General features: G+C 34.9%; 13 protein-coding genes. 11 read left to right on the forward strand and 2 right to left on the reverse strand.

Features of this window, described 5'->3' with window-relative positions:
* Position 1: 1 nt before the first annotated feature.
* The 10 genes from atpA to QLS31_RS01045 all read left to right on the forward strand — a co-directional run bounded on the left by atpA (position 2) and on the right by QLS31_RS01045 (position 10,274).
* A complete protein-coding gene (gene atpA, locus QLS31_RS01000; RefSeq protein WP_099713992.1) occupies positions 2 to 1,579 on the forward strand; it encodes a F0F1 ATP synthase subunit alpha in 1,578 nt (525 codons plus the stop codon).
* A gap of 85 nt (positions 1,580 to 1,664) precedes the next feature.
* Entirely contained in the window at positions 1,665 to 2,525 is an 861-nt protein-coding gene (gene atpG / locus QLS31_RS01005) for an ATP synthase F1 subunit gamma (protein WP_099713993.1), read from the forward strand.
* A 90-nt stretch (positions 2,526 to 2,615) separates the two neighbouring features.
* On the forward strand, positions 2,616 to 3,059 hold the full coding sequence (locus QLS31_RS01010) for a GNAT family N-acetyltransferase (RefSeq protein WP_121343110.1): 444 nt from the start codon (positions 2,616 to 2,618) through the stop codon (positions 3,057 to 3,059).
* Positions 3,060 to 3,069: 10 nt separating this feature from the next.
* Complete coding sequence (locus QLS31_RS01015; RefSeq protein ID WP_282741879.1) at positions 3,070 to 3,531, forward strand: hypothetical protein; 462 nt, start codon at positions 3,070 to 3,072, stop codon at positions 3,529 to 3,531.
* A gap of 123 nt (positions 3,532 to 3,654) precedes the next feature.
* Positions 3,655 to 5,121, forward strand: coding sequence for an oligosaccharide flippase family protein (locus tag QLS31_RS01020; RefSeq protein ID WP_282741881.1), 1,467 nt, complete (start codon positions 3,655 to 3,657; stop codon positions 5,119 to 5,121).
* Between the two features lie 56 nt (positions 5,122 to 5,177).
* Positions 5,178 to 5,612 carry a dUTP diphosphatase gene (gene dut / locus QLS31_RS01025; protein WP_099713997.1) on the forward strand — a complete coding sequence of 145 codons (435 nt, stop codon included), beginning with the start codon at positions 5,178 to 5,180 and terminating at the stop codon, positions 5,610 to 5,612.
* Positions 5,613 to 5,795: 183 nt separating this feature from the next.
* The gene (locus tag QLS31_RS01030; RefSeq protein ID WP_282741883.1) at positions 5,796 to 6,806 is read left to right on the forward strand and encodes a sugar phosphate nucleotidyltransferase; all 1,011 of its coding nucleotides are present in this window, start codon (positions 5,796 to 5,798) and stop codon (positions 6,804 to 6,806) included.
* A 53-nt stretch (positions 6,807 to 6,859) separates the two neighbouring features.
* The gene (locus tag QLS31_RS01035; RefSeq protein ID WP_282741885.1) at positions 6,860 to 8,209 is read left to right on the forward strand and encodes a tetratricopeptide repeat protein; all 1,350 of its coding nucleotides are present in this window, start codon (positions 6,860 to 6,862) and stop codon (positions 8,207 to 8,209) included.
* On the forward strand, positions 8,209 to 8,997 hold the full coding sequence (locus QLS31_RS01040; RefSeq protein WP_282741887.1) for a DUF4292 domain-containing protein: 789 nt from the start codon (positions 8,209 to 8,211) through the stop codon (positions 8,995 to 8,997). The genes QLS31_RS01035 and QLS31_RS01040 overlap by 1 nt, the downstream gene beginning before the upstream one ends.
* Positions 8,998 to 9,056: 59 nt before the next feature.
* Positions 9,057 to 10,274: a peptidoglycan DD-metalloendopeptidase family protein gene (locus QLS31_RS01045; protein WP_282741889.1), complete on the forward strand. Its 1,218-nt coding sequence runs from the start codon at positions 9,057 to 9,059 to the stop codon at positions 10,272 to 10,274.
* 194 nt (positions 10,275 to 10,468) lie between these two features.
* Here the strand turns inward: QLS31_RS01045 and QLS31_RS01050 are convergent, their stop codons facing one another.
* Positions 10,469 to 11,317, reverse strand: coding sequence for a polysaccharide deacetylase family protein (locus tag QLS31_RS01050; protein ID WP_282741892.1), 849 nt, complete (start codon positions 11,315 to 11,317; stop codon positions 10,469 to 10,471).
* A 14-nt stretch (positions 11,318 to 11,331) separates the two neighbouring features.
* Positions 11,332 to 12,354: a hypothetical protein gene (locus tag QLS31_RS01055; RefSeq protein ID WP_282741894.1), complete on the reverse strand. Its 1,023-nt coding sequence runs from the start codon at positions 12,352 to 12,354 to the stop codon at positions 11,332 to 11,334.
* Between the two features lie 296 nt (positions 12,355 to 12,650).
* Between QLS31_RS01055 and QLS31_RS01060 the strand changes: the two genes are divergently transcribed.
* Complete coding sequence (locus QLS31_RS01060; RefSeq protein ID WP_282741897.1) at positions 12,651 to 14,729, forward strand: TonB-dependent receptor; 2,079 nt, start codon at positions 12,651 to 12,653, stop codon at positions 14,727 to 14,729.
* Positions 14,730 to 14,731 lie beyond the last annotated feature (2 nt).

Genomic DNA, 14,731 nt, shown 5'->3' on the forward strand with positions numbered 1-14,731 from the left:
GATGGCGGAAATCAAACCTGCTGAAATTTCAGCAATATTAAGAAAGCAAGTAGAAGGTTTTGAATCTGGTGCTACACTAGAAGAAGTAGGAACAGTACTTCAAGTTGGAGATGGTATTGCTCGTGTTTACGGGCTTTCTAATGTTCAATATGGAGAGTTAGTTGAATTTGACAATGGATTAGAAGCTATTGTTTTGAATCTTGAAGAAGACAATGTGGGTGTGGTACTTTTAGGACCATCTACAGGAATCAAAGAAGGTTCAACTGCTAAAAGAACACAACGTATTGCTTCTCTTAAAGTAGGAGAACAAATGGTAGGTCGTGTAGTAAACACCCTTGGTTTTCCAATTGATGGAAAAGGACCAATTGGTGGAGATTTATATGAGATGCCTTTGGAAAGAAAAGCTCCTGGAGTTATCTTCCGTCAACCAGTTACTGAACCATTACAAACAGGTATTAAAGCAGTAGATGCTATGATTCCAGTTGGTCGTGGACAACGTGAGCTAGTTATTGGTGACCGTCAAACAGGTAAATCAACTGTTTGTATCGATACTATCTTAAATCAAAAAGAATTTTATGATGCTGGTAAACCAGTATTCTGTATATATGTTGCAATTGGACAAAAAGCGTCAACTGTAGCAGGAATTGCTAAAATGTTAGAAGAAAAAGGTGCAATGGCGTATACTATTATTGTTGCTGCTAATGCTTCTGATCCAGCTCCGATGCAAGTGTATGCTCCTTTCGCAGGTGCTGCAATTGGAGAATATTTTAGAGATTCAGGTCGTCCGGCTTTAATTGTTTATGATGATTTATCTAAACAAGCTGTTGCGTATCGTGAGGTTTCTCTTTTATTAAGAAGACCACCGGGACGTGAAGCATATCCTGGAGACGTTTTCTACTTACACAGTAGATTATTAGAGCGTGCTTGTAAAGTAATTGCAGATGATGGAATTGCTAAAAACATGAACGATTTGCCAGATTCTATCAAATCAATTGTAAAAGGTGGTGGTTCATTGACTGCTTTGCCAATTATTGAAACTCAAGCTGGTGACGTTTCTGCATATATCCCAACAAACGTAATTTCGATTACAGATGGTCAAATTTTCTTAGATGGAGATTTGTTTAACTCTGGGGTTCGTCCAGCAATTAACGTAGGTATTTCGGTATCTCGTGTTGGAGGAAATGCACAAATTAAATCAATGAAAAAAGTGGCTGGTACATTAAAACTAGATCAAGCACAATTCCGTGAATTGGAAGCGTTTGCTAAATTTGGTTCTGATTTAGATGCTGTTACTTTAAACGTAATTGAAAAAGGAAAAAGAAACGTTGAAATCTTGAAACAAGGTTTGAACGATCCTTATACTGTTGAAGATCAAGTTGCGATTATCTATGCTGGTTCTAAAAACTTATTGAGAAATGTTCCTGTGAATAAAGTAAGAGAATTTGAGAAAGATTTCTTGGAATTCTTGAACAACAAACACAGAGCAACTCTTGATGCTTTGAAAGCAGGAAAATTAACAGACGAAATTACTGATGTAATCGAAACTGTAGCAAAAGAATTATCAGCAAAATATAACTAAAAAAGTTTTAAATTTTAAGTAGTAAGTAGTAAGGTTTTCTTTATTACTTATTACTTAACAATTACTACTTAATACTTACAAAAAAATGGCAAATTTAAAGGAAATCCGTAATAGAATTACTTCCGTTTCATCTACGATGCAAATTACATCGGCAATGAAAATGGTTTCTGCAGCAAAGCTAAAGAAAGCACAAGATGCAATCACAGCAATGCGCCCTTATGCCGAAAAATTAACGGAATTATTGCAAAATCTTTCTGCTACACTTGAAGGTGATGCAGGTGGAGAGTTTACAACACAACGTGAGATTAAAAAAGTTTTAGTTGTAGCCATAACTTCAAATAGAGGTTTGTGTGGTGCATTTAATACAAATGTTATCAAAGAAGCTAAAAGCCGTTCGGAAGTTTATGCTGGAAAACAAGTTGATATTTTTGCTATTGGTAAAAAAGGAAATGATGTTTTGAGCAAAACATTGTCAGTAGTAGATAATCAAAGTACTGTTTTTGACGATTTGACTTTTGATAATGTAGCTAAAATTGCGGATCTATTGACGGAGAAATTCGTTTCAGGTGAATACGATAAAATTGAGTTGATTTATAATCAATTTAAAAATGCTGCGACACAAATCGTTCAAACAGAACAATTTTTGCCATTAGCACCTATAAAATCTGATCTTACAGTTTCGACTGGAGATTATATTTTTGAACCTTCAAAAGAAGAAATCGTGTTGACTTTGATTCCAAAATCTTTAAAAACACAATTGTATAAAGGAATTCGTGATTCATTTGCTTCAGAGCACGGAGCGCGTATGACTGCCATGCACAAAGCAACTGATAACGCAACTGAGTTGAGAAATCAATTGAAACTGACTTATAATAAAGCACGTCAAGCGGCCATTACTAATGAAATCTTAGAGATTGTTGGTGGAGCGGAAGCATTGAATGGGTAATACATTATTGATTCAAAATATATTCTAAGAGCCAACAGATGTTGGCTCTTTTTTTGTTTAATTTTATAGTTTAAAACAATACTAGGAAGAATGAAATTAGAAATTAGAGAACTGACTACAGTAGAAGAAATGCTTAGTAACATTGAAGTAATGCGGTTTTTATATCCCACATTTACGGTAGAAAAGTATGAATCGTATTTGGTCGAAATGATTCCGCATAATTACAAGCAGGTAGCCGTTTTTGAAAATGAGGTTTGTGTGGCGGTTTCCGGATTTTGGTCAGGAACAAAACTTTGGTCGGGAAAATACATCGAGATTGATAATTTTATTGTTCATCCAGAGCATCGTTCCAAAGGTTTGGGCAAAATGATGACCGATTATGTTGATGTTTTGGCTAAAGAAACCGGCTGTACAATGATTGTTTTGGACGCTTTTACCGGGAATTTTACGGCACATCGTTTCTATTACAATCAAGGTTATGTCCCAAAAGGATTCCACTTTCTTAAGATTTTAAACGAAGAAGGATTAAGTTAAATAGAACAATATGAAAGGATATAAAAGAATCGTTCCCTTATTTATTATTGCAATCAGCCTGACTTTTTGTGCCATGAAACCAGAATTTCAAACGGAATTTCCTCAAGAAATACAATCTGCTTTTTACCAGAAATGGGTAGACGGCAAGCAAAGTAGTGGAATTGATTTTTATATAGAATTCAAAAAATCGCTTGCGGCAAACATTAAGCTGGAGAAAATCTATTTTCAAAATCAGGAATTAGCTATAAAAGGAATTGTAAAAAATACTTTTACAGCCCATTTTTACAAAGAAAATAAAAAGGATGATTTCATTCTGCACAAAGACCCTTCAAAAGAATATGGGAATAAAGCGCCGGTAATTCAAAAGACTAAATTTGATTTGAAACCTAATGAAGCGGTATTAGAATACAAGAAAGATGATAAAACCTATTTTTTCAAAATAATAAATCCCATAGAAAAGCCATTAAGATAAATTTGGGGAAAATGAATCAGTTCTTGTCGTGGTATTTCTGTTCTAAAACAAATATTCACTTCAGATGATTAAACCAAAGAATTCGTTATTTTTGTTTTTATAAATAGTAATAGACACATCATTTTGGGATTATATAAAAATCTTTTTAAACAGACTGCCATTTATGGATTGGCTACGGTCATACCAAGAATGTTCAGTTTTATACTGGTTCCATTATATACAGATTTGCTTCCAAAAGCCGAATATGGTAAGGTTTCCATCATTTTTGCCTGGATAATCTTTTTTAATGTAATTCTGGCTTACGGATTTGAGACTGCTTTCTTTAGGTTTTACAATAAAGAAACAGATAAGAAATCGGTTGTGGAAACAACATCTGTTTCCCTTTTTTGGACTTCACTTTCGTTTTTATTTCTAGCCTTATTATTCCGAAATAAATTAGCCATTTGGTCTGGAATTGATGCGCAGTACATTACGTACACCATCTGGATTTTAGTCCTTGATGCCTTGGTGATTGTTCCTTTTTCAAAATTAAGAGTCAACCAACAACCCATAAAATATGCTATAATCAAAATTGGAAATGTTGCAATCAATCTTGTGTTGAACCTTTTCTTTTTAAGTTATTTACCAGTAATTGCACAATCCAACCCAGATAGTTTTTTAAGTTCTTTTTACTTAGAAGATTTTCAAATAGGCTATATTTTTGTATCTAATATTGTTGCGAGCTTAGTTACATTCTTAATACTTTCCCCTAATTACCTTTTGCTGAAATGGCATTTTGATTATAAACTTTGGAAACGAATGATGGGGTATGGCTTGCCTATTATGGTGGCCGGAATCGCATTTGCTATCAACGAACAGTTCGATAAAATTTTATTGGGGAAATTACTACCTGCAAATATTGCAGATGCCGAAGTAGGAGTATATTCGGCGTGTTATAAACTCGGTTTGTTCATGGTTTTGTACCGTACGGCCTATACATTGGGAATCGAGCCTTTCTTTTTTAGCCACGCTGATAATCAGGATGCGCCTCAAACTTATGCCACGATTACCAAGTATTTTGTCATTTTTGGTTCTTTTATTTTACTGTCTGTAATCGTTTTTGCCGATGTTTTAAAATACATCATGATTCAGGACGAGTCGTATTGGGAAGCCATGAAAGTGGTGCCATTGATCATTCTGGCTAACTTTTTCCTTGGGATTTATACCAATCTTTCCGTTTGGTACAAACTGATAGACAAAACCCATATTGGCGCTTATATTTCCATTATTGGCGCAATAATTACACTGGCGCTAAATTACCTGCTAATCCCAACAATGAGCTATTACGGCTCAGCAATTGCCACGATTGCGGCTTATGGAAGCATGATGTTTATCTCCTACTATTTTGGAAATAAATATTATCCCATTCCGTATGATACGAACAAAATAGTCATGTATCTATTGATTTCAATAGGATTTTCGGCAGTTTCATTTTATGGCTTCAGGGAAAATTATTATGTCGGAATCACATTATTACTCGCGTTCATGTATTTCATATACCACAACGAAAAAGAATTATTAATCAAAATTTTGAACCGAAAAAAGAATTAGAATATAGTAGGGATAAGTCGCGACTTGTCCCTACAATGCCTTCAAAACAAAAAACAATGACAATAAACATAATCAACAAATCACAACACGCCTTGCCAAACTATGAAACCATAGCATCGGCAGGAATGGACTTAAGAGCAAACTTAACAGAATCAATAACCCTTAAACCACTGGAAAGAACCATTGTAAAAACAGGTCTTTTCATAGAATTACCCATAGGTTACGAAGCACAAGTGCGTCCAAGAAGCGGTCTGGCGGCCAAAAAAGGAATTACAGTCCTGAATTCTCCAGGAACAGTAGATGCAGATTATCGTGGTGAAATTGGTGTGATTTTAGTAAATTTATCCAATGAAGATTTTGTAATCGAAAACGGGGAACGTATCGCACAACTTATCATAGCAAAACACGAACGTGCCGAGTGGATTGAAGTACAGGAACTAACAGAGACTTCCAGAGGTGAAGGTGGTTTTGGAAGTACAGGAGTGAAGTAAGTATTCAGTACTCAGTTTTTAGTGTTCAGTCCTAGTTTAGCGGTCAAGAAACATGTAATAAAATTAATTAAAAGTCTGTGGGAATCGGTTTAATCCGTTTAATCTGTGGCTAAAATAAAACAGTAATATCTTCGTGAACTTTGCGAAAAACTTCGCGACTTTGCGGTTAAATAACCAATAAAAATGAAAATAATTGTCCCAATGGCAGGTCGTGGTTCACGTCTTCGCCCGCATACATTAACCATTCCTAAACCATTAATTCCTATCGCTGGAAAACCAATCGTTCACCGTCTGGTCGAAGATATTGCTGGCGTGTTGAATCAAGATATTGAAGAAGTAGCCTTTATTATTCACGAAAGTTTTGGTAAAAAAGTAGAAGAAGAATTAATTGCTATCGCACAAAAATTAGGCGCTAAAGGCACTATTTATTATCAAAATGAAGCTTTAGGAACAGGTCACGCGATTATGTGTGCCAAAGATTCTTTGAGCGGACCAGCAGTGATTGCTTATGCCGATACGTTAATACGTGCCGATTTCGATTTAGATCAAAATGCCGATAGTGTTATTTGGGTAAAACAAGTAGATCATCCAGAGGCTTTTGGTGTGATAAACCTAAACGAAGCGAATGAAATTGTAGAACTGGTAGAGAAACCTGCGGCCTTTGTTTCGGATCTTGCCGTTATTGGAATTTACTATTTTAAGGATGTTGCCGTTTTAAAAAACGAACTTCAATTAGTATTAGATAATAATATTATTCACGGTGGAGAATATCAAATTAACGACGGAATCAAGCAAATGATGGCAAAAGGCATGAAATTTGTACCAGGAACAGTCGACGAGTGGATGGATTGTGGAAACAAAGACGTTACGGTAGAAACAAATTCCAGGATGTTAGGTTTCTTGCACAATGACGGAACACATCTGGTAGATTTTGATGTCAAGTTAGAGAACTCCACAATTATTCCGCCGTGTTATATTGGGGAAGATGTAGTGTTGATAAACGCAACCGTTGGTCCTAATGTTTCTTTAGGAAAAGGATGTCATGTAATAAACAGCAGTATTAAAAACAGTTTGGTACAAACGCACTCTAACATAAAAAACGCGAATTTGGATAATGCGATGATAGGGAATCATGCCAGTTTTGATGGTAACTTTACAAGCATCAGTATTGGAGACTATTCGGTTTTAGAATAAAAAATGGTTCAATTCTTGTATATATAAGATAGATTCGGGATTAAAAAAATAGAATGAAAAAAAGCGCTTTAATAGTTTTATTTCTGGTTTTGCAATGCAATTCAGCTTTGCTATTGGCACAAACGGAACCCGAAGAAATTAAGCTCGATGCAGATCAGTTTCAGGAATTTTTTTATGAATCATTGCTTCAAAAAGGAATCGAAAATTATGACAAAGCAGTAGTGGCTTTGGATAAATGCATCAAGATTAAACCGAATGATGCCGCTGTGTATTATGAATTAGGGAAAAATTATTTAGCATTAAAGGAATATAAAAATGCCTATTCTTCATTTGAAAAAGCCACACAAATAGATCCAAAAAACAAATGGTTCTGGGTGGGAATGTATGATGTGAGTTATGAAACGAGCGATTATAACCAGGCAATAATGGTTATCAATAAATTGATAGAATTTGATGAGAAGTATAAAGAAGATTTGACATCGCTTTATATGGGAACCAAACAGTTTGACAAAGCCTTGGATTTAATCAACGAGTTAAACGAAACATTTGGAAAAACGGACAGAAGGGATTTATACAAAAGCCAGATTTTATCAGAAGGTAAATTTCAGAATATGGAAGCTTCAAATTTGTTAGAGCAAATTGAAAAGAACCCCAAAGAAGAATCTAATTATATCAGTTTGATTGTTTTGTATTCTAAAAATAATGAGGAAGAAAAAGCATTTGAAATTGTCAAAAAACTCGAAAAAGCTTTACCAAATTCCGAATGGGCTCAAGTAACATTATTCAAAAATTATTTGGATACTAATGACGCACCAAAAGCAATAAACGCCATGAATGTGGTTTTGGCCAGTACCAAAATAGATGCTAAAATAAAGCACAGAATACTGAATGAGTTTTTGATTTTTGCAGATAAAAATCCGCAATACACAGCTGATTTAGAAAAAGCGATTTCGTATTTTGATAATGACGCAGCGGTTAATGTCGCTAAGGAAATAGGGAAGTTTTACCACGCAAAAAAGCAATGGGCAAAAGCGACAAAGTATTATGAGCAAGCATTGAAAAACGGTTCAGGAGATGATATCGAAACCAATTTGCTTTTGCTTCAAACGTATACAGAGACAAAGCAATTTGAATTAGTTGCCAAAAAAGCTTCCGCAATGGTGGATACTTTTCCAACACAGCCTAAGTTTTACTACTATTCAGGGATGGCAAATAATCAATTGCAACAATTTAAAAAAGCCAAGGATATGCTGGAAATGGGCTTGGATTATTTAGTAGAGGACAGAGCATTAGAAATAAATTTCAACATTCAGTTGGGAGAAGCATACAACGGTTTAGGAGATTTCAAGAAAAAAGAAATGTATTTTTCTAAAGCCAATCAATTATTAAAAGAAAAAAAATAATGAAAAAAATAGCAATAATAATAGTACTCGCTCTTTTTGTGGTTTCCTGTAAATCGAAAGCCATTGCGGTTGCGGCCAGTAATGCGCCAACAACAGAGGCGACGGGTTATATGACGTCCAAAAAAATAATAGAAAATCACTACAACAATAAAAATCAATTTTCTACATTATATATTAAGTCAAGCGCCCGTTATGCTGACAACAAACAAACTCAAAATGTTACGGCCGAAATTAGGATTAAGAAGGACGAACAAATTTTGGTAAGCATTCGTTTTCTTGGAATTACAATGGCGAAAGCATTGATTACGCCAAAGTCAGTGAACTATTATGAAAAGATAAACGGTAGTTATTTTGAAGGGAATTTTAGCAGTTTAAGTCAATGGCTGGGAACTGATTTGGATTACAATAAAATTCAAAACATGTTATTGGGACAAGCGATTGATGATTTGACAAAAGGGAAATATCTTGAATCATTATTGGAACAAACGTATCGATTAGATGATGCTTCGAATTCAAATACGAAAAAATCGTTCTTTTTAGATGCCGATAATTTTTTGGTTCAAAAACAAGAAATCACACAAACTGCCGAAGAACGAATGATTAAAGTGGCTTATGCTGACAGTAAAGTGTACAATGAGGCAACGTTGCCTACAAGTGTTCTGATCAATACTTTTCAGAAGAAAGGCAATACCGAAATTAATCTGGATTACAACACGGTAACTTTCAATGAAGAACTTTCTTTTCCATATAGTGTTCCAAATGGGTACAAAAGAATTATAATTAAGTAAATTAGCAAAAATATTTTTTTAATATGCCAAAATTTCTCCTTAGCCTAATCTTTATCTGTATGACTTCATTATTATGGAGTCAGGAATCCCAACAAGAAAAATTAGAAGAACGTAAAGCTCAAATTCAAAAAGAAATTAGAGAAAATGAAAGGTTATTACAAACCGTTAAGAAAAAAGAAAAATCTGCTGTGAATGTAATAGTGATTCAAAGCACTAAAATAAAGCTTAAAGAAAAATTGATAAACACTACCGAAAAGCAAACTAAATTGCTTGGAAATGATATGTATATCAATCAAATGCAAATTAATAAGCTAAAAAAAGAATTGGCTTTACTCAAGGAAGATTATGCTGAAATGATTGTAAAATCATATAAAAGCCGTTCCGAAGAAAGTCGTGCCATGTTCTTATTGTCTTCTGAGAATTTTTTGCAAGCGTATAAAAGAGCGCAGTACATGAAACAATATACTGGTTTCAGAAAAATGCAAGGCGAAGAAATAAAATCAAAATCCAATCAGCTTACGGATTATAACGAGAAATTAAATGTTCAGAAAAAAGCGAAACAAAAACTGATAGCTGAGAACGAAAAAGAGCGATTAGCATTAGAAAAAGAGAAGCAAGAGCAACAAAAGCTAGTCAATTCCATAAAAAAAGACAAAAATAAGATTTCCCGAGAAATTAAGCAAAGACAACAGGAATACAGAACAATCGACAGGCAGATCAATAAATTAATACGTGAAGCTATTGCGGCTGCCAATAGAAAAGCAGCTTTAGAAAAAGCAAAAGCAAATCCAAGTGCTCCAGTTTCAAAAGCTGCGGTTTCATCATCAAAAATAGAATTAACACCAGAGGCTAAAATAATTGCAGATAATTTCAGAGCCAATAGAGGAAGGTTGCCTTATCCTGTGGAAAAAGGATTTATATCACTTGGTTATGGAAATCAAACACATCCGTTATTCAATACCATAACGGTTCACAATAGTGGTGTAGAAATTACAACAGACCGTGGCGCAAACGCAAGAGCCGTTTTTGGCGGAGAAGTAACTAGTGTTATTGTTCTATCACCTGTAAACAAAGCGGTAATGATACAACACGGGGATTTTTTCACTGTATATCAAAATTTGAGTTCTGTGAATGTTAGTAAAGGTGATAAAGTTAGCATTAAACAAAGCATTGGAAAAGTAAGAACCAATGGCGAGACAGGAAAAACAGTAATTAAATTCCTAATTCTTCAAAATACAACCTATAATAATCCCGAAGGTTGGTTATCACCAAGATAAAACGGTTATTTTATATAAAAAAAGCACTATTTATTCGAAGGAATAAATAGTGCTTTTTTATGGAAGGTGACCAGTTATAAATACGTATAACTAACGGATAAGGGCGGTTTAATGGGTTTTATAAAGGCCATTTCCAACCTAATTTAAGGAAACCAATGTGTCTTTTGATTTTTAAAATTATATTGGTTTGTCAATTACTCTGTTTTATTAAAGGAAGAATTTATAGCCTTCATCATCCCTTCAGTAGACCAAGTTCCAGAAACGATGATGCGTCTGATGGTGTACAATGGATCTATAGAATCCCTTTTGGTAGACAAGATATAAGCCATTTTATAATTGCTCTTTTTTATTTCAGGAATTGCCGCTGTATTCCATAAACCAAACGGATAGGCAAAATCTTTAACTGGTTTTCCTATTATATCTTCCAATTTTGCTTTTGGTTTTACCAATTGCGTATTCCAGTCATCTCCGGTGTATTTTGTGACCATATGATGATCCCAAGTGTGTGCGCCTACAAGATGTCCATTGTCAGATAAGCTTTTAATTTGCTCTTTGCTCATATATCCGGGACGGTTAATAGAAACGGTCATGATAAAAAACACGCCTTTGAAACCGTATTTTCTCATTTCGGCTGCACCAATGCTGAATTGTTCTTCTCTGGTGTCGTCAAAGGTTATCATAATAGGTTTTGCAGGCAATGGACCGTCATAGACTAAGTAGTCATACAATTGTTCCGGCAAAATAGTTTCGTAACCGGCATCGGCCAAAGCTTCCATTTGTTCTGCAAAAGCTGAAGGTTTTACGGTGTACACTTTTATGTTTCCGCTCGCACTGGCACTAAAATCTCTGATGTTATGATAACATAAAATGGGTACTTCTTTTTTCGAAAGAATAGTCGCTGCATCTGCCATGACTTTTTTGGTCACAACTTTTTTTAGGGGCACTGCAATAAGTGGTGTTTCCGGGATTGTTTTACGAGGTTCTGATTGACAGCCGACCAATACTATAAATGCACCAAAAATAAGACATAAGATATTTTTCATAAATCAAATAGTAATTATTGGTACTGAATGTAAATTGGTTTCGGAGTAAATTTAACTAACTCTTCCGGGCTGTACATTTTCCAATCTTTTTTGTTGTCATTTTTATAGAACAATTTAAAACCAGTAAACTGTACGGGCTCTCTATAAATATAACTCAAGTAAGTGGATTTTTTTAGTATTTTACTACCAAAACCATCCATATCCATTACAATTTGAACTTCAGGAACGGTTTTAATCGCTTTATAATTTTTAACCATTCCTTGGGTAAAGCGGTGTATTACGAGTACTTTTGGAGTCAACTTATTTTTGCGCACAATGTTTGCCAAAATATCAATTGCATCATTAATATCTTCAGCATTAAAATACCCGATTTTAGAACCTGGACGCTCTCCGTTTTTCATCGAAAATTCAGGATCAATTCCTAGATGAACATTCGGTAGAGCAAGATATTGTTCCAGTTGTTCCACTTCGGCCTTAACAGTACTGTGTCCAACTTGTACATCTAAAAAAACCAAAGCATTTATTGGTTTAGCCCAACTTATAATAGTGTCTATCTGTTTAAACGGCATTCGCATGCGGTGCATATTATTTTTCCCCGGAGCACCTTGGGCGGTAACAGCAATGTAATGTAAAGCAGGAATTGCTTTCACAGTAGAGTCCGCTGCTTGCCATTTAGCTACTTCTCCTTGTAGTTTTGCCAACATTTCTTTTCGCGGAAGCTCTCCTAATATTCCCATTCTTGTAGAATATAAATTTCCGTAATACGCAATAATTCTATTGTACGGTAATAATGCGCCAGGCAAAGGATAGGGCGCTTTTACAGGCCATCTGCCGGTAGTGTCATTATTACTTAATGCCACCATTCTTTTGTTGAAGTCAACAGTATCAATGGCAAGGGTTGTTGTTGTTGTTGTATTCGTTTTTACGGTATCTGATTTTTCTGTACTGTTTGCAGCATCAGCCGCTTTTCCCTTTTCACAGGAAATGGTTAAAAGCAGTAATGGAAGTGCAATTAATGCAATAGCTGATTTTTTCATAAATTAATTCTATTTATTTTCAATGTAAAGATAAAGTATTTTAGAAGTGTGATATCAATTATAATAGTGTTTCAAGGGGCTTTTTTTTATATAATTTACGGATTTTAATTTATCAGACTTGAATTTTAATCTTCTTCCCGTTTAATATTAAAACGGAATGTACTTCGGTTAATTGTTTCGCTTTTAATTTTTATAAAAAGACAATTTGCCTTTATCAGAATTTCAGAATAGCTTTTGGGAAATACAAAGAAAAGGCTAACTTTATAAAAGTTTTCACTCATCTAAATACCAAACAATTGTTCAAAAATTTCCTTTCTTTTCTTCTTTTTTTATGCAGTGCCACTGCTATTTTTGGACAAATAAAAAAAGATACTATTGCACTTTCAGAAATCACTTTGAAAGGTTCGCCTATCAAGAATGTGCTTCAAAATGTTGCTTCCTCCGTTTCAGTGATTACTACAGCTGACATTAATAAAAGTGACGAAATTATATTGACTCCAATTTTAAACAAAATCCCTGGCGTTACGATGCAACAAGGCGCTTTCAATACCAACAGGATTACTATTCGTGGTATTGGCGCGCGATCTCAATACGGAACCAATAAAATAAAAGCCTATTTTGATGGGATTCCATTGAGTTCCGGTGAAGGCGAAACTACTATTGATGATATTGATTTGGCTTCAATCGAAAAAATAGAAATTATAAAAGGACCAAATTCCACCAGTTTTGGTTCCGGTTTGGGTGGAGTGATTCAGCTGTTTTCAAGAGAGACTCCTTTGCTGGAATCATTTGGAAAATCTACGGTCACTTTTGGAAGTTTTGGGTTGTTGCAAAACCGACTTTCGGCTGGATACAGCGATTCCAAAACAAATGTATTCACAAGTTATACGGATTTACAAAGCGATGGATTTAGAGTCAATAGTTCCTACAACAGAAAATCATTTAATCTCCACGGCAAACAAAAAATTAATTCCAAAGGTGATTTGTCATTTTTAGGAACCTTCACCCGATTGAAAGCTTATATCCCAAGTTCTATCAATGAAACGGATTTAAAAAATAATCCGGAGAAAGCAGCCGCTACTTGGGCTGCGGCACAAGGTTTTGAGTCGTATGATAAATTCATGCTCGGATTAGGGTACGACCATCAATTTTCTGAAAAATGGTCCATGCAAACTAGTGTTTTTTCTAATTTTAAAGACGCTTATGAGCCCAGACCTTTTGATATTTTGGATGAAAAAACAAGTGCAGCAGGTTTTCGTTCCAATGTAAATTATAAAGACCGATTGTTTTCTTTGCCGTTTGAACTGAGTTTGGGAACCGAATTATTAACGGAAAAGTATGCGTATTCGCTTTTTGAAAATTTATATCAATCGCAACCGGGACAAGGAAGTATAAAAGGCGACGAGTTCAGCGCTATCAAACAAAATCGGAATTACACCAACTACTTTTTACAAATGGAACTTTGGATTTCAGAAAAGCTACATATGGAAACCGGAGTGGCATTAAACACAACCAAATATTCGTTAGAAGATGTTTTCGAAAATAATTCTGGCGATAAAAAGATGCCGTTTACATTTGGAAATGTTTGGTCGCCAAGAGTTGGTTTCTCGTATAAAATAAGCAATGGAAAAAACATATTTACATCCGTCAGCAAAGGATTTTCGGTTCCATCAGTTGCAGAAACATTGACTCCCGAAGGTCAAATAAACACCGATTTAAAACCAGAAATAGGTTGGAATTATGAACTGGGCTTCAAAGGGAATTGGCTTAAAAATAAAGTATACACCGAAGTAACTTTTTACACCACACAAATTGAAAATTTATTGGTGGCACGACGCACTGCCGATGATCAATTTGTAGGGATTAATGCGGGCAGCAGTTCGCATACGGGTTTAGAATTCTTGGTTAATTATACACTTTTAGAACTGACCCAACTTCAAATTAAGCCTTATTTTTCAGGTGCGGTGAATAATTTTAAATTCAAAGAATTCTTGGATGGTGATGCTGATTATTCGGGAAACCAACTTACAGGCGTTCCCGAAAAGCAATTTAATTTTGGAGTGGATTTAAATACCAAAAATGGATTTAGTGTAAACACGTCTTTCCGAACCATGGGTAAAATTCCGTTAAATGATTCCAATACAAAATACAGCGACCGTTATTCGTTGCTCGATATTAAAACGACGTATGTTTTTACGATTCTTAAAATCCTAAAAACAGAGCTGAATGCCGGGGTCAATAACGCATTGGACACCAAATATGCGGCTAATATTTTGCCTAACGCAGTTGGTTTTGGCACTGCTGCACCACGTTATTTTTACCCCGGAAATCCCGTAAATTTTTATGGTGGTTTTTCGGTATCGTATGTTTTTTAGAT

Source organism: Flavobacterium sp. XS2P24, from assembly GCF_030010285.1.
In the GTDB taxonomy this organism is placed as follows: domain Bacteria; phylum Bacteroidota; class Bacteroidia; order Flavobacteriales; family Flavobacteriaceae; genus Flavobacterium; species Flavobacterium algoritolerans.

Bases quoted from the DNA above. Each gene is read 5' to 3' on its own strand.
- atpA (WP_099713992.1), top strand. From the start codon at position 2: ATGGCGGAAATCAAACCTGCTGAAATTTCAGCAATATTAAGAAAGCAA.
- atpG (WP_099713993.1), top strand. From the start codon at position 1,665: ATGGCAAATTTAAAGGAAATCCGTAATAGAATTACTTCCGTTTCATCT.
- QLS31_RS01010 (WP_121343110.1), top strand. From the start codon at position 2,616: ATGAAATTAGAAATTAGAGAACTGACTACAGTAGAAGAAATGCTTAGT.
- QLS31_RS01015 (WP_282741879.1), top strand. From the start codon at position 3,070: ATGAAAGGATATAAAAGAATCGTTCCCTTATTTATTATTGCAATCAGC.
- dut (WP_099713997.1), top strand. From the start codon at position 5,178: ATGACAATAAACATAATCAACAAATCACAACACGCCTTGCCAAACTAT.
- QLS31_RS01030 (WP_282741883.1), top strand. From the start codon at position 5,796: ATGAAAATAATTGTCCCAATGGCAGGTCGTGGTTCACGTCTTCGCCCG.
- QLS31_RS01035 (WP_282741885.1), top strand. From the start codon at position 6,860: ATGAAAAAAAGCGCTTTAATAGTTTTATTTCTGGTTTTGCAATGCAAT.
- QLS31_RS01040 (WP_282741887.1), top strand. From the start codon at position 8,209: ATGAAAAAAATAGCAATAATAATAGTACTCGCTCTTTTTGTGGTTTCC.
- QLS31_RS01045 (WP_282741889.1), top strand. From the start codon at position 9,057: ATGACTTCATTATTATGGAGTCAGGAATCCCAACAAGAAAAATTAGAA.
- QLS31_RS01050 (WP_282741892.1), bottom strand. From the start codon at position 11,317: ATGAAAAATATCTTATGTCTTATTTTTGGTGCATTTATAGTATTGGTC.
- QLS31_RS01055 (WP_282741894.1), bottom strand. From the start codon at position 12,354: ATGAAAAAATCAGCTATTGCATTAATTGCACTTCCATTACTGCTTTTA.